The 21179-nt window shown below is 53.4% G+C and carries 19 protein-coding genes and 1 tRNA gene; 14 read left to right on the top strand and 6 right to left on the bottom strand.

What is annotated here, in order from left to right; genetic code table 11:
* Positions 1–11 precede the first annotated feature (11 nt).
* The 6 genes from CEE36_09325 to CEE36_09350 form a co-directional block, all read right to left on the bottom strand.
* Positions 12–650 (bottom strand): ribonuclease HII, encoded by a 639-nt coding sequence (locus tag CEE36_09325; protein ID TKJ40576.1) that lies wholly within the window; start codon positions 648–650, stop codon positions 12–14.
* Positions 607–1134, bottom strand: a complete 528-nt coding sequence (gene rplS / locus CEE36_09330) for a 50S ribosomal protein L19 (GenBank protein ID TKJ40577.1) — start codon at positions 1132–1134, stop codon at positions 607–609. Before rplS ends, CEE36_09325 begins: the two co-directional genes overlap by 44 nt.
* Positions 1112–1891 (bottom strand): tRNA (guanosine(37)-N1)-methyltransferase TrmD, encoded by a 780-nt coding sequence (locus CEE36_09335; GenBank protein TKJ40578.1) that lies wholly within the window; start codon positions 1889–1891, stop codon positions 1112–1114. Before CEE36_09335 ends, rplS begins: the two co-directional genes overlap by 23 nt.
* Before the next feature lie 91 nt (positions 1892–1982).
* A complete protein-coding gene (locus CEE36_09340; GenBank protein ID TKJ40579.1) occupies positions 1983–2213 on the bottom strand; it encodes an RNA-binding protein in 231 nt (76 codons plus the stop codon).
* Complete coding sequence (locus CEE36_09345; GenBank protein TKJ40595.1) at positions 2197–2607, bottom strand: 30S ribosomal protein S16; 411 nt, start codon at positions 2605–2607, stop codon at positions 2197–2199. The genes CEE36_09340 and CEE36_09345 overlap by 17 nt, the downstream gene beginning before the upstream one ends.
* Before the next feature lie 439 nt (positions 2608–3046).
* Positions 3047–4411 (bottom strand): hypothetical protein, encoded by a 1365-nt coding sequence (locus tag CEE36_09350; protein ID TKJ40580.1) that lies wholly within the window; start codon positions 4409–4411, stop codon positions 3047–3049.
* A gap of 524 nt (positions 4412–4935) precedes the next feature.
* Here CEE36_09350 and CEE36_09355 point away from each other — a divergent pair.
* From CEE36_09355 to CEE36_09420, 14 genes are all read left to right on the top strand, one after another.
* A tRNA-Ala gene (locus tag CEE36_09355) sits at positions 4936–5011 on the top strand.
* Between the two features lie 35 nt (positions 5012–5046).
* Positions 5047–6267, top strand: coding sequence for a hypothetical protein (locus CEE36_09360; GenBank protein TKJ40581.1), 1221 nt, complete (start codon positions 5047–5049; stop codon positions 6265–6267).
* Between the two features lie 33 nt (positions 6268–6300).
* Positions 6301–6786 carry an HNH endonuclease gene (locus tag CEE36_09365; GenBank protein TKJ40582.1) on the top strand — a complete coding sequence of 162 codons (486 nt, stop codon included), beginning with the start codon at positions 6301–6303 and terminating at the stop codon, positions 6784–6786.
* Positions 6759–8126, top strand: coding sequence for a hypothetical protein (locus tag CEE36_09370; GenBank protein ID TKJ40583.1), 1368 nt, complete (start codon positions 6759–6761; stop codon positions 8124–8126). The genes CEE36_09365 and CEE36_09370 overlap by 28 nt, the downstream gene beginning before the upstream one ends.
* Positions 8127–8275: 149 nt before the next feature.
* A complete protein-coding gene (locus CEE36_09375; GenBank protein TKJ40584.1) occupies positions 8276–9595 on the top strand; it encodes a hypothetical protein in 1320 nt (439 codons plus the stop codon).
* A complete protein-coding gene (locus CEE36_09380) occupies positions 9595–10407 on the top strand; it encodes an undecaprenyl-diphosphatase (protein TKJ40585.1) in 813 nt (270 codons plus the stop codon). The genes CEE36_09375 and CEE36_09380 overlap by 1 nt, the downstream gene beginning before the upstream one ends.
* Positions 10408–10410: 3 nt before the next feature.
* Entirely contained in the window at positions 10411–11817 is a 1407-nt protein-coding gene (gene tilS, locus CEE36_09385; protein ID TKJ40586.1) for a tRNA lysidine(34) synthetase TilS, read from the top strand.
* Entirely contained in the window at positions 11798–13759 is a 1962-nt protein-coding gene (locus CEE36_09390; protein TKJ40587.1) for a cell division protein FtsH, read from the top strand. Before tilS ends, CEE36_09390 begins: the two co-directional genes overlap by 20 nt.
* Positions 13740–14303 carry a GTP cyclohydrolase I FolE gene (gene folE / locus CEE36_09395; protein ID TKJ40588.1) on the top strand — a complete coding sequence of 188 codons (564 nt, stop codon included), beginning with the start codon at positions 13740–13742 and terminating at the stop codon, positions 14301–14303. Before CEE36_09390 ends, folE begins: the two co-directional genes overlap by 20 nt.
* Positions 14303–15502: a dihydropteroate synthase gene (gene folP / locus CEE36_09400; GenBank protein ID TKJ40589.1), complete on the top strand. Its 1200-nt coding sequence runs from the start codon at positions 14303–14305 to the stop codon at positions 15500–15502. The genes folE and folP overlap by 1 nt, the downstream gene beginning before the upstream one ends.
* Positions 15502–16260 carry a TIGR00159 family protein gene (locus CEE36_09405; GenBank protein TKJ40590.1) on the top strand — a complete coding sequence of 253 codons (759 nt, stop codon included), beginning with the start codon at positions 15502–15504 and terminating at the stop codon, positions 16258–16260. Before folP ends, CEE36_09405 begins: the two co-directional genes overlap by 1 nt.
* A complete protein-coding gene (locus CEE36_09410) occupies positions 16257–19496 on the top strand; it encodes a hypothetical protein (GenBank protein ID TKJ40591.1) in 3240 nt (1079 codons plus the stop codon). The genes CEE36_09405 and CEE36_09410 overlap by 4 nt, the downstream gene beginning before the upstream one ends.
* 10 nt (positions 19497–19506) lie before the next feature.
* Positions 19507–20403, top strand: a complete 897-nt coding sequence (locus CEE36_09415) for a phosphate butyryltransferase (GenBank protein ID TKJ40592.1) — start codon at positions 19507–19509, stop codon at positions 20401–20403.
* 523 nt (positions 20404–20926) lie between these two features.
* On the top strand, positions 20927–21179 hold a 253-nt coding region (locus CEE36_09420), incomplete at its 3' end, for an IS30 family transposase (protein ID TKJ40593.1).

A 21179-nucleotide genomic window follows, 5' to 3' on the forward strand; every position in this document is an offset into this window, starting at 1 on the left:
GCGGTGGTTCACTACGTTATAGGGATGTCATGTACCTCCAAGTTGCCACATTCCGCGCACGGACGGAAGGTTCTGCGGTGAACCGGAGAGAGTCCCAACCGACGCAGACAGTCTACATGCTCGCGAGTGGGATAACCTTTGTGTCTTGAAAACTCGTATCCAGGGTAGTTCTCATCGAGCTGGCGCATGTAACGATCACGCAAGACCTTGGCTACGACTGAAGCCGCTGCCACCGAAAGAGACTGCGCATCGGCCTGGGGAAAGTGTTCCTGGGGCCATGGTAGATCAGGGATCTTCTGATTACCATCCACGAAAACGAGCTCCGGTTCCACCCGTAGTGCCAAACGCTCGCACGCCCTACGCATCGCCTTGAGTGCGGCGGTCAATATATCGGTTTCGTCTATCTCCTGAGCTGGAATGAACCCTACGCCTACTCCCAGAGCCTTTGTGAGTATGTGGCTGAAGAGCTCTTGCCGCCGACATGGGGTAAGTTTTTTTGAGTCGCATACCCCGGCTATCTCGACGCCCGGTGGTAATACAACCGCGGCCCCCACCACCGGCCCTGCCAAAGCCCCGCGCCCTGCTTCATCAACCCCGCAGAGTAACCTAACCTTCCTCCACGCCTCGAGATCCAGATTTAGTTGCAGCATCCGTTGCCTCCTTGGATGGAGCCTCTGGGGGTTTCTGTTCAGTTACCACATCCGCTGCGGCTTCAGATGCCTCCTCTATAGCCTCCTGGCCGACCGACTTAGCCGTCACCTTGGGTTTCTTCTTTACATCGCCCTTCTTGCGAACCACCCGCTCCTTGACGTAACGTCCCTTCCCGACCTTCTCACGCAGGTAGTAAAGCTTGGCGCGACGCACCTTGCCGTATCGCACCACCTCTACCTTCTCTATCACCGGCGAGTGCAACGGGAATATGCGCTCGATACCAATCCCTTGGGAAATCTTACGCAACGTAAAACTGCGATTCGGTCCACTTCCCCGAATCTGGATGCAGAGACCTTGGAATACCTGAACCTTATCCTTCTTACCTTCATGGATACGGAAGAAGACCTTAACCGTATCCCCCGGTCCAAACTTCTTAAGATCTGAACGCAGAAGTTCCTTTTCAACCTCTATGAGCCTGTTCACCTAAAACCTCCAAAAGCAACATTGGATCTTCATCATCCAGTGGCAACCTGGCCAGAAGATCCGGTCGACGCGCAAGGGTCTGAGCTAAGGCCTGCTTACGCCTCCACCGGCGAACCTCTTCGTGGTGCCCCGAAAGCAGCACCGCCGGGACACGCCTGCCCATAAACTCCTCCGGACGGGTATAGGTCGGCGCGGAAAGCAACCCGCAGGTAAATGAATCCGTCTCGACCGACTCCATCGCTCCTACCACACCCCCAAGTAGCCTTACTATCCCCTCAATCATCACGAGGGCCGCTGCCTCGCCTCCACCTATCACATAATCACCGATCGACAGCTCCTCATCCACCCATTCCCTTATTCGTTCATCTATCCCCTTGTATCGACTGCAGAGAAAGACGATATGCTCCTTTGCGCTCAGGCGAACGAAGTCTCCCTGGATGAGCCTTTTACCCTTAGGGGTCGGCAAAACCACCCAGGGCTTCTCAACGCTTCTCTTCTTCTCTCCCTCCTCTTCACTCCCCTCACAGACTACGCCTAACGCCTCGAGCGCCCCCCACACCGGCTCAACCTTGAGCACCATACCACCTCCACCTCCGTATGGCTCATCGTCTATACTGCGATATGAATCCTGTGCAAAATCTCGCAGATGGAGAACGCTTATCTCTACCGCTCCCCGCTCCTGTGCGATTCTCAGATGGCCGCTCCAAAGAGCACTCTGCAGGTAGCAAGGCAGCCCTGATAGGATCGTAATCCGCAGGATAACCTCCTCTCACGCCACAGACGCGCTGCTGTGGACATGCAAGCGACCTTGTGTGAGTCCACAGAAGGTCTCTTGTGAAGCAAACTATCTACTCGATAATCTCTAGCTGGGCTCGTTTGCCCTTCTTCATCGAAGCTGCGGTCAAGATTGTCCGGATCGCCTTCGCCATCCGGCCTTCCTTGCCAATCACCTTGCCCAGATCACCTTCGCCGACTCTAAGCTCATAAATAATGGTCCTCTCGCCGGCTATCTCTTGGATCTGAACGTTGTCAGGGTTATCGACCAGGGCTTTTACCACGTACTCAAGCAGTTCCTTCATCGCTGCCTCCTTCTCTGTCTGCTACATCAGGTTTAGTCTGTTCTGTCTCCTCGACTTCGAGGGGTTCTGTCTTCTTTTCAGCTTTCTCTTCTGCTGCAGGTTCGGTTTCGGGCTGCTCGGATGTTTCTTCCGCCGTGGCACTAACCTCAGGAGCTTGCTGCTCACGACGAAGGCGTCTTAGCAGCGCCTTAACTCGAGGAGTCATCTTGGCTCCATGATCGAGCCAGTAGTCAAGCCTTGCCTCCTCGATGCTAAACGCCTGGGCACCACGGGGATCGTAGTTTCCGAGCGACTCAATGTAAGCGCCGTCGCGCGCTTTACGAACGTCGGTTACAACAACACGGTAATGAGGATCCTTCTTTGCTCCAAATCGCTTCAAACGAATCTTTACCAAACCTATCTCCTTATTCGTATCGGTTCGCGGTTCTGTAACCTTAATCTTAACAAGAAACAACGCCATGTCAAGCTCAATAGGAGGTCTGTGCGCCAAGAGATCGCAGGGGCACGGCATACCCTATGAGCGTATGAACTGCTCAAGGGGCACGCTGTGCCGTGCCCCTACCTAAAGGGATTTCAAAATGCAAAAGCAAAGTGCAAAGTGCAAAATGCTCCGAAGGGTAGAGCTTGCGGAACCATCTTCCTTTTTTGTCGTTGCGAGCATGCCACCCCTGGTGGCTACGAAGCAATCTCATGGCAGGATGTGTTAATACGTAGTGCGAGGCTTTAGCCTCGCGGCGAACCTGAAGGTTCGCACTACATGCTACGCCACCCTCCGGACGCGATGACAGGCCTACCTGACACCCGCTGGGGTGCGCTGAAGTCGGCCCCTACGATCATTCTAATGAGTCAGCATGTTCAAGCAACGAACTCCCTACCGAATGCCAAGTATTATTTTTGCTTAGAAAGATATTGCCGTAATTCCTAAAATTATCGGCCAGGAATTGCTTTAATTGAGGAAAGCTTTTATTATTACTCAAGGCTGCAACCAAAGGTTCTAATTCTCTGCAAAATTGATTGACATCGGATGGTTCACCTTTTTCTTTCCAGTAATCCAGGTAATCAAACAAGTGCTCAGGCAGAATCTTTAAATTCATGATATCTCCCAGAGCGGGAAAACTATAATATAATTCAATTGAATCTCGATACTTTAATGCGAGCATACAAGTTCTTCTTAAGTGTAAAACAGAGAATCTAACCCACCCCTTGTTTAAGTGTCTTCGGTGTATTTCTACCGCACTTTGAATAGTTTGAAATTCTTGATCGTTGATTTTCTTAGTTTCTTCTTTAGCCATTGCCATTAGATAAAGTATACGAGCGGCGTAAGAAGACATTGCTTCCTTGTAATAGATTGGCCTTGATGATTTCTCAACTATCATCTTCTCTGCTTTAATTTCAAGATCTCTGATCAGTTTCCATGTAGTTATTAAATTGCCGCTTACGGTTACAGGTGCTAATTTGCCTAATTGACTCATAATTATTGTCGGCACGCGAGTATCATTAATACCCTCCTCAAGGGTGTTATTTAAGCATTCGAAGATTAAATTGTGATAGTAGTATTCTTGAGTTTCTTCATCACCAACGTCTTTTGTATGTTCCTCCATCTCTTTTGCAAAACGAATAAGGGCTTCAGTGGCCAAATCCAATACATCGTAATTATGATCACCGTAAGCACCCATTGATATGTTATCAAGATCGTTGATTTTTCTTTCTAGCGTTTCGAAGTCCTTTACTTTCAATGCGCGAATACCCTCATCCTTGATATGTTGTATTATAGTCTCCACCTTCATCCTGTCTTTCAAATAAAGGAAAAACGGCACGAGCGAGAGGGTAACAAGCACGCCAACTGACAAGGATATTATCGCCCCACCAAATACAGGGTTGAAGAAAAGGAAGAGAAGTGAAATGATAACAGATAAGGCAAAAACGGGCATGTACAGGTATGTAATCCAGTTATTAAAGACAATCCCCATTGTCCGATGCGTGTACTTGGTTACGAACTGAACGGCAATCAGGGTTATCGAAAAGACAAGGGCGAACAAGGCACCAAGCACCTGTGCTGTTGCGCTGAGAAGGTACTTGATGCGGCCATCAGGGTCAGGGGTCGAAAGCTGTAATTGAAACCAGCCCAGAAGATCAAACAGATAAATCCAAAGGAGTAAAAAACCGACGACTATAGTTCCGATCGCAAAGCCGACCACGACGCCAAGCCAGGGAGACCTCCTGCCGTTACTCATGGGTTATGATAAGCTGGGGTGGGGGCTTGTCAAGACAAAAGCTTAATAGTCACTTTATTTTCACCCCACAAGATCGCGTCGCGAAGTAGCTCCACAAGTGTCGCCCTTCGGAACTCCGCAAGCGTCGTCCTTTCATGTGCGGGTGACCCCTACCGTCCTTCGGACGCTGACCCACGCCTTCGGCGTGGCTTTAGAAGTTCGATTAATCGAACTTCATCACCACCGTTAGCCTTTCATCCAATCTTTCAAGTTTTCAACCGGTCCATCTTTTGACCAACTCTTTAACCCCCAGACGTCTGCTTCGCTTCATGTCCGTCCGGGGACCCCGGAAATTGTCCTTGATTTGTCCACCTTTTGTCCATCTTTTGACCAACTTTTGACCAGCTTTTGGGGAGCTTTTTTGTGACGAATTGCATTCAAACCTGACGCGAAACACTCACGCTAGCATGTTGACAAAAGCCCGTATCTGGCTAGAATAACGCAATCACGGGGCCGTGGCGCAGTTGGGAGCGCGTTTGACTGGCAGTCAAAAGGTCACGGGTTCAAATCCCGTCGGCTCCACTAAGTTGCATATCTATGAGACATATGGAGGTCTGAAAATGAAAAGACTATGCCCCTTGATCGTGGGAGTGATTGTTTTAGTTATACCACTGGTCGTTTGTGCCGCCCCACGAGCTGCCAAGAGGGACAAGGATAATCAGGAAGAGGATGCGGTTGCCGACAGCCTTGCAAGGATTGAGGCCGAGAAGTATCTGAGCATAGGCGTCGATTTCTACAGAAAGAAACTCTATACCGAGGCAATCGAGAACTACAACAGATCGCTTGAGTATGTTCCTGATTACTATGCGGCCATGGTTGCTATGGCAAAGACCTATCAGGACATGAAGGATCTGACCCCTGCCGAGGAGTGGTACCGTAAGGTCTACGAGACCCATCCTGACAGCGTGGCAGGTTACCTCGGCCTTGCAGGGATTTTTCTTATCAAGGCTTCCATGAACGAGATTTATGATGACTCAGCCCAAGCACTTGCCGAGGAGGGCGTAGAGAGATTCCCTGAGGAGTCCGATCTTTACCATATTATCGCCGAGGTTTTCAAACGCAAGGGCGGGGTTGAGGCCGCAGATTCCATCTACAAGGCCGGGCTTGAGACCAACCCTGAAAACCTGGGGCTTCGGAACTCCTACGTGAACTTCCTTACCGATCATGACCGCTACGAGGAGGCTTACGAGAACGAGCTCTACATCGTGAATGCCAAAGCTGAGGATTACATCGCCCGGGAGAAGCTGGGTGATATCGCGATGAAGCTCAAGAAGTACGGTGAGGCCGAAGAAGCTTTCAATAAGGTGATCGAGCTGCGGCCTGAAGATGTTGATGCAAGGGTGAAGCTTGCCAACCTTTATCTTGCCCTAAAGAAATACTCCTCAGCTGAAACCAAACTTAAAGAGGCTATAGGGCTTGATTCGACCAAGCTTGTGCCCCGAATCTATTTGGGTGTCGTTTACCTCAACTGGGGCAAGGAGGGGCAGGCTGAGAAGACGTTCAATAAGATCCTAGCCATGGACGAGTGCAACGGCGACGCTTTATACTTCATGGGAACGATTTACGTCAGGCGCGCCACCCGTGCCGTAAAGCAGACGACGATAGATGCATGGAAGGCCGGTTGTGCCAATGCGCGGAAAGCCGAGAGTTATCTGAAGCGCGCCATCTCAGCCGATCCGGGCAGTAACTCATCACGCGCCAATAAACAGCTGCAGCATCTGGAAAAGGTGCGTATAGAACTTAAGAAAAAACTCTTCCTTCAGGGAATAAACGAGTGTTAGGGGGGTAAAGCCGTACTAGATCGCCGCGTACTTGTGCTCAATCAAAGCTACGAGCCTTTAGGTATATGCAGGGCTCGTCGCGCAGTGGTACTTTGTTTCCTGGGTAAGGCAGAGATTGTGGTCTCTGCTGATGGTCTTCGTGTGCATAGTGTGAACCGCTCCTTTCCAGTCCCTTCCGTTTTGCGTTTGAGCAGACTTGTGAAGATCAAAAGACGCGAAGTCCCTTTGACCAAGCCCAATTTGATGAGACGAGACAACTATACCTGCCAGTATTGTGGAGCTCGCCACGTCCACATGACCCTGGATCACGTTATTCCGCGCACGCATGGAGGTAAGGACTCCTGGGATAACCTTGTGTGTGCATGCGATAAGTGTAACTCTCGCAAGGGCGACAGAACTCCAAGGGAGGCAGGGATGAAGCTAAAGCGTAAGCCAAAGGAACCCCACTACTTTTCCTTTGTGCTGGTTTCTTTAGGAACGCCTCCAGCCGAATGGCGGCCTTACCTCTTTATATCCTGATTCTCGGGGCACAAGCGTTAGATTTACCCTCTGAGCATACAGGCGATGTGGCGTGGATTGAGGTGATTTGTGGCGAGGATAGGGTAATCCAATATCGCGATTCATTCGTCTGGGACAGCCTGGCACGATTTATGCTTTTCGATGCAGTGGATTCAGGATACGCGTTCGCTTCTTTATCAGTCGCAAGATCCGAACTTAAGGGTGATACACTTACCCTGTATACCAAGATAGATAAGGGTCCTCTTGTCAGGGTCGCATCTCTCGCGTTTTCAGGCGATCGTAGGACAAACTCTTCTTTGCTTGCCCATCTTTTAAGGTTCCAGCCTTTTGTGTACTCGACCGCAAAGGTGGCGGAACTCGCGGATGTCCTTGAGGGTCTTGACTGCACCGTTCTCGACTGGGAGATTCTAATTGCCCCACTCGAAAACAGGGTTTTCGAGCGGGGACCCCCAAAGGATGATACAATCGGATCAGGGGCCAGGCTTCACTTCCTGATAGACGAGGCCCGGTCGCCGAACCGTATCACAGCCCTCCTTGGTTACGGAGATGAGGAAGGGTTCGTGGGAATGGCTGATTTTTTGCTTTCGAATCTCTTCGGCGGCAGGCGGGAGTTTTTCTTCTCATGGCAAAGGCTTGCCCCGAACAACGTAAACTTCGCCGCCTCCGCACGAGACCCTTACCCATTTAGATTGCCCTTCGGTATCGAGGTAGCCGGAGCGTTTCGCAGCTTTGATGAGAGCACCTATCATCTTGAGGCCTCAGGAGGGATCTTCATCACCCCTGCTTCCTTTCGGGTAGGCCTTGGTTACGTCTACGAGCAGGATCGCTCAGGTTTGACGCGTGTGAGCAAGAACCTTGCCTCGACCCGTATGAGCGTGGGGCCTTTGCTGGTAGGCGTTCGAGCAGGCGAACGCAGGGCCGAGGAGCGTTCGGCCTATCTTAAGGCATCTCTTAAGGCTGGGCTCCCTATTCCCCTTTTATGGGGATTTTCTTTCTGGCTTGAACCAAACGCCGCGTTTGTTACCTCCGCAGACCCTCTCCTTGAAACCGAGCTTATTCCCGTTGGCGGTGCGCGAACGCTTCGTGGTTACACAGAGGAGGAGTTCCGAAGTAAGCTTGCGTTCTGGTTACGGCAGGAGCTGCGCTGGGGCAGCGAGAGTCTCTCCTTATATCCTCTGTTCGATGTGGCCTTGATCGAGGTCACAGGATTTGCGGCAGGCTATGGCGCAGGGATAACGGTCGCCACCCCCATAGGTCGGCTTGAGCTGGATGCCGCCCTGCCCTGGGAAGGTGCGTGGTATGATGCCAAGCTTCATCTTTCAGTGGGGGCGGAATTCTAAGGTGTTGACTTTTCTCCCTTAAACAATAGAGTTACGCTTGGAGGTCGAGTCTGATTGCTGTAATTTTATTATTTGCCCAGATCATCCCTCTGGATGATCCGATCTACGATGCGATTGACCGTTTAGAGGTCAAGGGTGTATTCGTAAGTTTGCCTGATACCCGTCCGTACACGCGCCAGGAGATTGTTGATGGGTTTAACCCGCAGGCTGAGGTTTCAAGGGCGGATAGCTTTGATCTGCAAAGATTCGGGTTCCTTCACGGGGTCTCTGCTGCTCGCTGGGCACCGGCTCTTGCTCTATCTGCCGACGATGCCTCCTTTGAGCTGGGCGGTGCGCTTCGCGCATCCTACCGGATTCCCGATACTTTTCGGACAGGACCTGATATCCGATTTGAGGGCTCTATAGGTCCTGCAAGTTTTTTTGCAACCCACAGGCTTACTTACGCTTACAACTGGCCTGATACGGTTTTCGACGCCAAGTCCTGGCGAGGGGAGGAGAGGCCGATCTACCCCGAGATTCCCGACGCCCGGCTGGATCTGGATTTTGACTGGCTGCACATCCAGGCCGGACGCTCCGAGATCCACCTCGGGCCTGTGTCCCATGGTGGACTATTTCTCTCCACCGAGCCGTGGGGGCTGGATCACGCGGCCTACAGCCTGAAGTGGAAAGGTGTTCGTTTCACCTCCCTTTTCGCCTGGCTCCAATCTGATAAACGTATGGTTGTCCATCGTTTCGAGTACGTAGCTCCTCGCTGGAAGCTTGGGTTTTCCGAGGCGGTTGTCTCCAGCGATACCAACGATATTCTTCCTTACCTCTTTGCACCGGCTGCGTTCTACTACTTCATGCAGTGGAACAAGCGCCAGGACGAGAACATACTGTGGGGGGTAGATGCATCGGTCCTCTTCCCGCCGGTCAGGTTCTACACCGAGCTACTTGTTGACGACTTTGCCTACGAGCCTGCCACCGGCCCAAACAAGATAGGCGGCACCATCGGGGGTGAATGGGTTTCTATCCTTTCGTCCGAAGTGGACCTCCGTGCCGACTACACCGCCATCAGTAAGTGGACCTATGCCCAGCGGGACAGTGCGCAGAACTACACCTTCCGCGGTTGCATCCTTGGTGACGACCTTGGGCCAGACGCCGACCGTAGCCGTTTAACCGTTTCCTGGCGCATCATCCCCCGAATAAGCATTGAGGGACTCTTCTTCTACGAGCGCCACGGCGAGGGCGATGTCTGGCACGACTTTGCAGACGACGGCGCCCATGACCGCGAAACTTTCCATCCACCATTCCCTTCAGGTATAGTGGAGCATCACCTGGGGATTGAAGGAGAAGTTAAGCTGAGACTGGTGGGTCGAAGTTTCCTCTCGTTTATTGCAAGGGCAGAACAGATCTCCAACCTGGATCACCAGGAAGGTTCTGAAGAGTTCAGACCAACCCTCCAGACCGATCTCTACTGGGAGTTCTGATGGCCTGGAGTATGGTCTGGAAGATGCTGGTTTTAGGGGTGGTTCAGGGAGCAAGCGAGTTTCTTCCCATCTCCTCGTCCGGACACCTCTTGCTTGGGCAGGTGCTGCTCAGGGTGGAAGGCGGGCTTACCGTACCCATATTCCTTCATGTAGGTACACTGATAGCAGTGGTTGTGTTTATGTCCCGCCGCATCGGCAGGCTTTTTGCCGATATGTTCAACCGGGAAAAGGAACGCAGGATTGCAGGCTGGGCACTGATCCTATATCTTTTTGTTGCGAGCATCCCGGCTGCACTGGTTGGGATTCTTGCCAAGGACACCATAGATCGCGTGATGTACGGGCAGCCCTTGTATGTGGCTTTCTTCTTTATTGGAACCGGGGCGCTGCTTCTGGTTACTCGCTGGGGCAGAAAGCGTAATCGGACATTCGGGATTTCGGACGCTCTTCTTATCGGCATTGCCCAGGCGGTTGCCATCCTGCCCGGTTTCTCCCGCTCCGGGTTAACTATCGCCACCGCATTGCTTTTGGGGATCGCCTCGGTGGAGGCGTTCGAGTTCAGCTTCATTTTGTCCATCCCTGCCATTGCCGGTGCCGCGGTGATCGACTTCCTCGAACTGTATGGGACCGGGAGGATATCCCAGCTCGCTCCTCCTGAAGCGTGGGTTGTGGGCATAATCTCCAGTGCTGGCGTGGGATTTCTAGCCCTGTGGCTGCTCAAGAAGGCGGTGGTATCAAAGAAATTCTGGTTGTTCAGCTTTTACTGCTTCGCAGTCGGGGCAGCCAGCCTGGTTCTGCTCCTGGTGTTTCGATAGATCATGTCACTTATTCGCAAGGCAGAGGATAGCTTAAAGCGTGAGTGCGGGTTCAAGAGGGGAGCAAGCGTGCTTGTCGCGTGTTCTGGCGGGGCGGATTCCACCGCACTCCTGCACTTCCTTCACTCACGTCGAAGAAGGCTCGGGATTGCTGATCTAGGCGTGTATCATCTCAATCACGGGCTTCGGGGAGCGGAGGCGGATGCGGACGAGGAATTCGTGGCGAATCTTGCCAAATCCCTCGATATCCCCTTCCATCCCGATCGTGCCGACGTTGCGGCGTACGCGGCAGAGCACGGGATATCCCATGAGATGGCGGGACGCAAGCTGCGCTATGCAGGATTGAACAGGCTGTTGGAATCGGAAGGTTGTGTTCCAAAGAAGGGTGGGTGTTACGGGTGTTACGGGTACGGGGCTTTGGGACATACAGCCAGTGACAATGCGGAGTGGATCCTTATCTCCCTCGTTCGTGGCAGGGCAGAGCCCTTTTTATGGGGCATCCCTGCAAAGCGTGGTCCGTTCATCCGTCCACTTATCCGGTGTGCGCGTGCAGAAATTCTTGACTATTTGAAAACCCATCACCTATCCTTCCGCGAGGATTCGAGCAATGCCTCACTTTCATTTGACCGCAACCGTATCCGACACCGGATCATGCCCTTACTTAAGGAACTCAACCCCTCCCTTGAGGAGACCCTTTCCCGCACCCTCGAGGTCGGTGACCTCCTAAACTCCTCGCTTGATTCACAGGCAGCCGAGCTCCTAGAGCGTCTCGTTACGAGTAATGGTAGGACCAGCGAGCTTGACACTTCCGAGCTTTCAGGCTATAATCTTGTTACGCAACTTCGTGTTCTGAGGTTATTTGTGCCTTGGCTTGGGGCAAATGATCTGTTGGGCCTACTGCCCCTTGAGGTTGCCAAAGGGACGCGTGAGATGGCGCGCGGCAAAGGCAAGAAGCTTTGCGCGTCCTATGATCGGTTGGTGCTTGAGGATTGCAAGGATCAACCCTTATGGGAGCCGTGCGTGTTGAGTGAGGCTAAGGATGTGTTAGTGCCGGGGCTTGGATGGCGACTGCGGGTCTATGAAGGTAAACGTGATGAATTCGCACCGCGCGATGATGTGGTATTCTTTGACGCGAGTTTTATCAAGCCTCCATTCGTTGTTCGACCCTGGCGTGAAGGAGACAGGATAGTTCCGTTTGGCAGACGCGGTGAAGTCAAGCTCAAGCGGGTGTTTAGTGATAGGAAGGTACCACGCCGGATGCGTCGGTACTGGCCTTTGGTATGCAAGGATGATGAAGTGGTGTGGGCCGCCGGGCTTATTCGCTCTGCCGGGGCCCCTGTAACCAGTTCAACACGTAAGTTGACGATTTTGACTCTTTTGAGAGGTGAAGATGGCAAACAAACCGCCTAAGGCGGGTTCAAGCAGACTGCGTACTATTATTATCTGGGGTGCGCTGGGGTCGTTATTTATACTAGGTTACTATCTGTTTGTTTTTCGCCCCCGGCGGACCCCTGAGATCCCCTACAGTGAGTTCCGCCAGCGGCTTGACAAGCTTTCCTCGGCGACGATCTCAGAACGCCAGATAACCGGCGAGTTCCTCGCCGAGGAGACAGTTCCGACTGTCCGGCAAGAGCAGGTCACAACAAAGCGCTTCAAGGTGAGGATTCCCTTTGATGATCAGAAACTTGTAGAGGAGCTCCTAGTCTTGGGCGTCAATGTCAGTTCTCAGAACCGTGTCCAGTGGGTGAGCATCCTTTTATCCATCGCTCCCTGGGTGCTGATTATCGGGTTCTGGTTTATGATAATGAGGCAGTCACAGGCCGGGGCCTCCAAGGCGTTTCAGTTCGGGAAGAGCAAGGTGAGGATCTCTACCGAGACCCGCCCCGACGTTACCTTTGATGATGTAGCCGGGATAGAGGAGGCCAAGGAGGAGCTGGAAGAGATAATCGAGTTCCTGCGCTCGCCGCGCAAGTTCAGCCGCCTTGGCGGCCGCATCCCAAAGGGGGTGCTGCTTGTCGGGGCGCCAGGTACAGGCAAGACCCTTCTTGCACGTGCGGTAGCCGGTGAGGCGAGCGTTCCGTTCCTGTCTATCTCCGGGTCGGACTTCGTAGAGCTTTTTGTCGGCGTTGGCGCCTCGCGCGTGCGAGACCTGTTCGAGCAGGGCAAGCGTCATGCCCCCTGCATCATATTCATAGACGAGATAGACGCTGTTGGGCGTCAGCGCGGAGCAGGGCTGGGCGGTGGCCACGACGAGCGGGAGCAGACCCTTAATCAGCTTCTTGTGGAGATGGACGGCTTTGAGACCTCTGCAGGCATTATCTTCATGGCAGCCACCAACCGTCCTGACATCCTCGATCCGGCACTTCTGCGCCCGGGTCGCTTTGACCGAAAGGTGATCTTGCCTCAGCCGGACGTCCGTGGCCGGGAGGGAATCCTCAAAATAAAGGTTCAACGTATACCGCTTTCTGGGGACGTTGACCTTTCCGTTCTGGCACGCGGTACGCCCGGATTCACCGGTGCAGACCTTGAAAACATGGTTAACGAGGCCGCCCTTCTCGCTGCGCGTCGCAACCGCAGTGAGGTTACAGCTCAGGATTTCGAAGACGCAAAGGACAAGGTCCTTATGGGTGCCGAGCGCCGAAGCCTGCTACTCTCTGCGGAGGAGAAGCGCCGCACCGCATATCACGAGGCGGGTCATGCCCTTGTCTCCCGCATGATCCCCGGTATGGACCCCATACATAAAGTCACCATAATCCCACGCGGCATGGCCCTCGGGGTTACCCAGCCTCTGCCCATCGATGAACGCAAGATATACCCCAAGGAGTTCTGTGAGGCACAGATTGCGTTCATGTTGGGAGGCCGCGCGGCGGAGGAGAATGTCTTCGGTGACCTCTCCACCGGGGCCGCAAATGACCTGGAGAAGACAACCATCCTTGCTCGCAAGATGGTCTGCGAGTGGGGGATGAGCACCAAGCTTGGCCCACTGACGTTCGGCAAGGTGGAGGCGGAGATCTTCTTAGGCCGAGAGATGGGAATGCATCGCAACTACAGCGAGAAGACAGCACAGCTCATTGATTCCGAGATTCGAGCGATAATCGAAGGTCAGCATAAACGTGCTCAGAGGATCATCGAAAAGAATGTCAAGAAGCTGCGGGCGCTTGCCGATGCACTTATCAAGCAAGAGACCCTTAACTCAATGCAGGTTGATAAGATACTGGGACTTACCAAGGGTGCCAAGCGTAAAACTGGCTCAGCTAAGGTGAAGAAAACCCCTAAGGCCACTCAAACGTCTAATAAAAAGGTGCCGAGTTCGAGGTCTGCAAAGGCGGGAAGTGGACCCAGAAAGAGTTAAGGCAGCCGTCCGGGAGCTCCTTGAGGCGGCAGGGGAGGATCCCTCCAGGGCAGGGTTGAAGTATACCCCGCAGGCGGTGGCGAGGATGCTGCCGGAGATCCTTGCCGGGTTGGGACGCGATCCACGCCAGGTACTTAAAACCTATACCGCACCCAACCAGGATGAGATGATACTCGTAAAGGATATACCCTTCTACTCCATCTGCGAGCACCATCTCCTGCCTTTCTTCGGCAAGGCACATCTGGCCTATATACCTCGCGAAAACCGCATCACCGGTTTCGGGGATATCGTTCGTTTCATTGACATCCTTACCAAGCGGCCTCAGATCCAGGAGCGGTTGACCACCGAGGTGGCCGATATCTTCAACGAGGTGCTTCATCCTTTGGGGGTGATGGTGGTTATAGAAGCCGAGCACCTATGCGTTACTATGCGCGGGGTAAAGAAACCCGGAACCCTTACCCTTACCTCGGCGATGCGCGGGGCGTTCCGACAGGCAAAAACGCGCGCTGAGGCGCTCTCATTGATGAAGGGGCTGAGGTTGTGATGCTTTTGCGGCCTCTTGTGGTAATCTCACGCGAAGAGTGCGAGGAGGAGCTGCGAAGAGTAGAGGTCGACCACTCCTGTATAGATGTATTTATAGAAAAAAGAGATTCGTTTCTTTTAAAGATTACAGGGCTTTCAACCCCTGCGGCAAATATCCTCAAGCAGATCGCTATATCGTTTGGGGCAGACGTGGCGGTTCATCGCGAGGTTATCACCGGGAAAGTGGATTGCTCCGACGCCATCTTCATGGGTACGAAGCGCCAACTGCGACGGACGGTCTTAGCACTCTCCAGCCAACCCTTCGGTCTTGCCGGGTTGGAGCGGCAGGTAGTCGAGCTCCTTAGCCGTCTGGATAAGCTGCCCGCAGCGATCGATCTGCCCCTAGGCAGGTTGACCTTTGATCGCCCGCTTATCATGGGTGTTCTTAACGTGACCCCGGACTCGTTCTCAGACGGCGGCCTCTTCCTTGAACCGGACGCCGCTCGTAGACGTATAGATGAGATGATCGAGCAAGGGGCTGATATAGTAGACGTGGGTGCAGAGTCAACCCGTCCGGGCTCCGATCCGGTTCCCGTATCCGAGCAGTTGAGGCGGCTTTCTTCGATCTTTGATCATCTCCAGACTCGACACGTTCTGTGGTCTATAGATACCACCAATCCAGATGTTGCTCGTGCCGCTCTCGATAAGGGGGCCTCGATTGTAAACAACGTGTCGGGCGGGACAAATCCAGCCCTCTGGCAGCTGGCTGGAGAGTACTGTGCCGCATTTGTGCTCATGCACATCCAGGGAACGCCGAAGATCATGCAACAGGACCCACACTACGACGACTTCAACGCCGAACTCTTCCGGTTCTTTTCCACCAAGCTTGAAGAGATCCAGGCCTCGGATTTCCCGCGTGATCGCGTGATTATTGATCCGGGCATCGGTTTCGGCAAGCGCGTTCACGATAACACAGCGGCCATCCGCAGATTGGGTGAGCTGCGTGCCTTTGGATTGCCGATACTCCTGGGAGCATCCCGTAAGTCCTTCCTGGGCAAGCTCCTTGGGCTTGAGGTTAATGACAGGCTGGAAGCCTCCCTGGCTTCAGCGGTTCTGGCGTTCGCGGGCGGCGCTAATATCCTCAGGGTGCACGACGTCAGCCAAACGAGAAAAGCCATGGATGCAGCCGCCGCGATCCGGTCCGCCAACGGGGAAGAGTGATGGTAGATATCCTTCGCCCTAACCTTATAGACTTCATAGACGTTGGGGTGGTGGCGGTGATCGTCTATCTTTTCCTCGCGTTCATCAAGGGAACGCGGGCGTTTCAGATACTTATCGGGCTGCTCTTAATCTTCGTTGTCTCAATCCTGGCCCGAACCTTTAACCTGAGTGCTCTCTCTCTGATTCTCGATTCGCTAATGGCTATCTGGATCATCGCGTTCGTTATCCTTTTTCAGCCTGAGATCCGCAACGCGTTGGCGCGAATGGGACGCTATAGGTTGCTTCGCTTCCTTGTGCGCTCGGTCGAGCAGCTGGCTGTTTCAGAGATAGTAAAGGCGGTGCAGGAGATGTGCAAACGCAAGATCGGTGCGTTGATTGTCTTTGAACGGGATATAGACCTGGGGGAGTATGTTCAGACCGGCACTCGCCTGGATGCCAAGGTCTCCGCAGCCCTCATAACCTCCCTTTTTACCCCGCCCTCACCTCTGCATGACGGCGCTTGCATCATCAGGAGCGACAAGATCGTGGCCGCGGCATGTATACTGCCTGTTAGCAAGGAGCCCTGGGTTGAGGATTACTACGGTATGCGTCACCGAGCCGCACTGGGGATATGTTCGGTTTCGGACGCGATCTCGGTAGCCGTTAGTGAAGAGACCGGAGGTGTGAGTGTCGGGATGGAGGGAAAGCTTTACGCGAACCTTGAGGTGAAGGAGTTGACCACCTACCTTGAGAAGGTTTACGCCAAGGAGGAGAGATGAATCAACGCCGGATAGACTGGCTTGCAGCCGGTATTATTTTTATCGTGGCCCTGGTTATATATCTTTTGACCGTCTCACCCACGGTGGCGTTCTGGGATGTGGGCGAGTTCATCGCCTGTTCGGCAAACCTGGGTGTGCCGCATCCGCCCGGGACACCGCTTTACGTGCTTATCGGACGTATCTTTTCCTTGATCCCGATATCTGCAGAGATCGCGTTCCGTATCAACTTCATAAGCGTCCTTACCGCGGCGCTGTCCGCGGCATTGGTTGTGCTCATAACGAGCCGTGTTACCCGTTCCTTCAAGAAGGGAAATCCTACAGAGAAGATTAGGTGGGTACCGACCGTCGTGGGTGTGGTTGGCGCCTTATTCACCATCTTTGCCTTCTCAATGTGGGAGAATGCACTTGAGGCTGAGGTCTACGCGCCTTCGGCGTTTATAGGGTTGCTTATCGTCTACCTTGCGATCGTATGGCGTGAACGGACTGAACATGCAAAGGAGAAAAGGCCGGGGCTCCCCCTACCCAAAGCCGACAACCGCCTGATGCTTTTGGCGTTCTATATTGTCATGCTCGCCGCAGGTATTCACCTTACCCCTGTGATGATCCTGTTCGCACTCATCCCCTTCATAATCCTGGTCAATCACCGCTTGCTGCCGACCTTCTTTTTGGGTGTGCTGGCTCTTGCCTTTATGCTTTTTGAACCCGGCTGGCCTCAGCTTGCGGTTGTTGCCCTGTTTGCCGTCTATTTCTTTGTTCAGGCGGTTGGTTCAAAGAAAGGCTCTGGGCCGGCGTTTGTTTTCGGGGGGGCTTACGCGCTGCTTATCCTGCTCGCGGCGCTTAAGGTGGGACCGGTGATCTTGATAGCAGGGGTTGTTTTACTTACAGTTGCATTCTTCTATGCTGGCAAGAAGTATGATGTGGATCTGAAGTTCTTCCTTTTGGGTGCTCTGGTGATTGTGATGGCCGCTTCGGTGCAGTTCTACCTTATGGTGCGCGCTCAGCAACATCCCTCGATCAACATGGTTAACCCCTCCACATGGGATCGCTTCATTTCGGTTCTGCGCCGTGAGCAATACGGGCGTCCAACGGTCCAGAATCAGATATGGCCTCGCAAGACGGTTGTTCATCCAGATACGGGTCAGCCGACAGGTGTGGGAGTAATAGCGGGTCTCTTCTGGCAGATAGTGTTTTACTTCAAGTACTTCTTCTGGCAGTGGGGATTGCAGAATCTTGCCGGGAAGTCGGCGCTTACGGTCATCGCACGCGCCCTTCTTGCTGCAGTCCCAGTAATCCTCGGCGTCTTTGGACTCTACTCGCTGGCCAAACGGGACCGCAAGCTGTTCTGGCTGCTTCTTACTACCTTCCTGGTCGCTTCCTTCGGCCTTGTTATCTATCTGAATATGCGTTTCGGACACACAGGTCCCCTGCCCAAGGGTATGGCAGGCCTGCCTCAGGAGGTGCGCGAACGTGACTACTTCTTTACGTTCAGCTACGTCTTCTGGGGACTCTTCACAGGCTTCGGTGTCTTTGAGATAGTGACTTCGATTAAGGAGTCTTTGCGCAAAAAGATAGCGTCTCGTGTTGCTGCAATAACTGTAAGCTCAGCGGGAGCTGTATTCGCCCTCCTCATCGGCTTTGTAAACCTTCCGATGCTCACAAGGCACGGTGACTGGATACCGCTTGAATACGGTTACAACCTGCTTGCATCCTGCGAGGAGCCATCAGTGATCCTCACCAACGGCGACAACGACACCTTCCCATTGTGGTTCGTGCAGGAGGTCCCATCTACCCGTTATGAGAACAACTCCAAGCCATACAAACACGGTGTTGTCAACGCTAATCTCTCGCTACTCAACACCCCGTGGTATATAGAGAAGCTCAAGCGCAAGGGTGCACCTGTATCCTTTGTTTACGAATCCAGGAACGAGAAGGTTGCGCTTACTCGCAATATGCAGGCTTCGGCAGGGATCGGAGGGGCTGTTGTATGGGAGGGGTATGTGGCCCATCCGCCCATCAAGAAGCGCACCTTTGAGCTCTCCCGCAACACTCAGACAATCAAGGCGGATAGAAAGGGCAGGCTGCGTGATCCCAACCGCAGGGTTGTAGGAAGGGTTGAGCACAAGACTGGTCGAGTGACGTTGAATCTCACGCCGTCGGATATTCAGGGTGACAGGGCCTACATCACGGCAAGCTATGGCTCAGGGGAGATAGAGAACCTGCCTTCTCACGTCTTTGTGAGCCGCACGAAGGTTGTGATGCTTGCAGACATCATGATCAGGGATATGATCGCGACCAACTCGGGCAAGGTTTATGCTGATTCCGAAAAGGTCGCTGTCTCCGGATTCTCTACCAAGATTCCGCTTGACTACTTGTTGCCCCAAGAGGTTTTCGCCGAGCATGTTCTCAGCAACTATAACGAAGGGATGATGCCTATATACTTTTCCACAACCGTCTCTCCGGGTCGAGTCAAGAAATACGCCCCTTATCTTATTCAGGAGGCCTTAGTCTATCGTGTTCGCAGGGCACCTGAGGAGGAGTTGACCCGTGTCCGGCCTGCGATTGACGTGGATCGTTCCTATGAGATCTTTACCGAGGAGTTTATGATGAAGTCAATACTCGATCCCCGGGTGCGCCGGAGCGGTCAGACGCGCGGACTCTTCATCAACTACGGGATAGCGATGCAGGAGATAGCCGAGAAGTTGGTTTTTATGGGACAAGCCAGAAAGGCTTACGAGTTCGCCAAGATTATAGACTCCTTTAAGGTAGAAGAGGCTGTGCGCCGCGTCTTTCTCATGAACCTTTACGTGTTCGCGCGCCAGGCCGGTGCGGATGAAGATGCCGAGCGCTACTACCAGGAGATGGAGTCCAAGGGATGGCTTGACTCACAGTTCCATATACGTCAGGGGATAACCTATGCGCGTGCGGGGGATACCGTCCTTGCCGAGCAGGAGCTCAAGCGGGCATACGCCAAGGCCACAAGAGAGAATCCACAGGGTTTCGTGAGTCTTGTAATGTTCTATCTTGAAACTGTGAAGGATTCCGCCAAGGCACGTGAGCTTGTGGATGCTTGGGACGGGCGCTTCTCTGGCCACGAGTTGAGCTTCCGACTATACCTGGATTACCTGGGTGAACCCGGAGAGGCGTTGCGTGTCCTTGAGTATATCATCCGGGCTCATCCCGGCGAGATGCAGCTTATAAAGCTGCGCGACAGCCTGAAGGCTCAATACAACCTTTAAGGAGGCGACGATGATCCGATCTCTTGCCGAGCTTAAGGCTCAGGCCAAGAAATTAGGTCCAAGACGATGTGTTGTTGCCGCGGCTGCAGATCCGGTAACGCTCCAGGCGCTTTCGGCAGCCCAGAAAGAAGGCATAGCCAAAGGTGTGTTGTGCGGACCAGCAGATAAGATAAGCCAGGCCGTGAAGAAGGCCGGGGTCTCGCTTGATGGATTCGAGATCAAGGATTGCTCCAACGAGGAAGCGGCGATCGTTGCAGTCGAAGAGGTTCGTAGCGCCGGCGATTTCCTCTTAAAGGGGCATCTACCCACCTCAAGCTTCCTGGGCGCGGTACTCGATAAAGAAAAGGGGCTTCGAACCGGCAGGGTGCTTTCACACATAGCCATACTTGAACCCGCCTCTTTAGGTCGTCTCCTCCTCGTCTCCGACGGCGGCATGAACATCACACCAGACCTTGTAACCAAGCTGGATATCATCAACAACGCGATCGAGATGGCGCATTCCTTAGGCATCTCAGAACCCAAGGTTGCACTTTTGGCAGCTGTGGAGTCTGTCAACCCGAAGATGGTCGAGACACTGGCGTGGGCCCAGATAACCCAGATGGCCGCACGCAAGCAGATAGCCGGTGCTTTGGTTGACGGCCCTCTGGCCCTTGACCTTGCGGTATCCGAGGAGGCTGTAAAGATTAAGGGAGTTGCGAGTGATGTGGCCGGTAAGGCGGATGTGCTGATCGTGCACGACATCGCCGTGGGGAACATCTTTGCAAAGGGGCTTATCTACCTGGGTGGGGCTAAGGCATGCGGGATCGTGGCAGGTGCTGCCAGGCCGGTGGTGATGCTTTCCCGGGCAGACGACGCGGAGACCAAGCTCAACTCGATCGCCCTGGGGGCGGTAGCCAGCGTGGTGTAAATCGGGTTCAGGGAAGGTGGAGTAACTCTCGGACGTCCTGCGATTTGGCTATAACCGATTGACGTTTCCTGCGCTTCCCTTAAAAAAGGATAATTGACTGATACATATAGTCAACGGTATCGAGTTCTTGTGAACATCCGTGATTCTCATCCCCTCAAAGCGTTGTAATTCCTGGCCTCAAGAGGCAGCTTATTTTTTAGGATGGCACGGTTTTTGCTTTAGCAATAAAATAGAGGGAGGGGGAAGGAGGTTTTAAGGTGAGGAAGGGTATTTGGAGGGAAGGGGAGTCACCATGGGGCGCTTGGGCCACCGAGCGCTCCATAAATTTTTCCACCCCGTGGGTTCAATAATGAAGTGCAACACCTTGGAAAGCGAGAGGGATTTCGTTATTCTGAGGACGTATGCACTCAAGATACCAACATCTTGGACTGAAGGAGCGTGAGGTGACAGCGTGCCCCTTGAGCGCTTTATGCGCTCATAGGGTATAGATACGATGCGTAGAGACGGGCGATCTATACGAGAGATGGGCCGTGTTTTAGGCAGGAGTCCCTCTACCATCTCGCGTGAGTTGCGGCGCAACCCCTCGCCTACCTACGACTTTTACATAGACCATCGTGCTCAGGTACGAGCGGATAAGCGCAGGTCAAAGGCAAGCCGCAGGATGCGATTAAAGAGCAAGGTGATCAGGGGTTACGTGGTGTCCAAGCTCACCCAGGACTGGTCGCCTGAGCAGATATCGGGCAGGATAGAGATAGACCATCCGGGTATATCCATCA

Source organism: candidate division TA06 bacterium B3_TA06, from assembly GCA_005223075.1.
Taxonomy (GTDB): Bacteria; Hydrothermota; Tepidihabitantia; order B3-TA06; family B3-TA06; genus B3-TA06.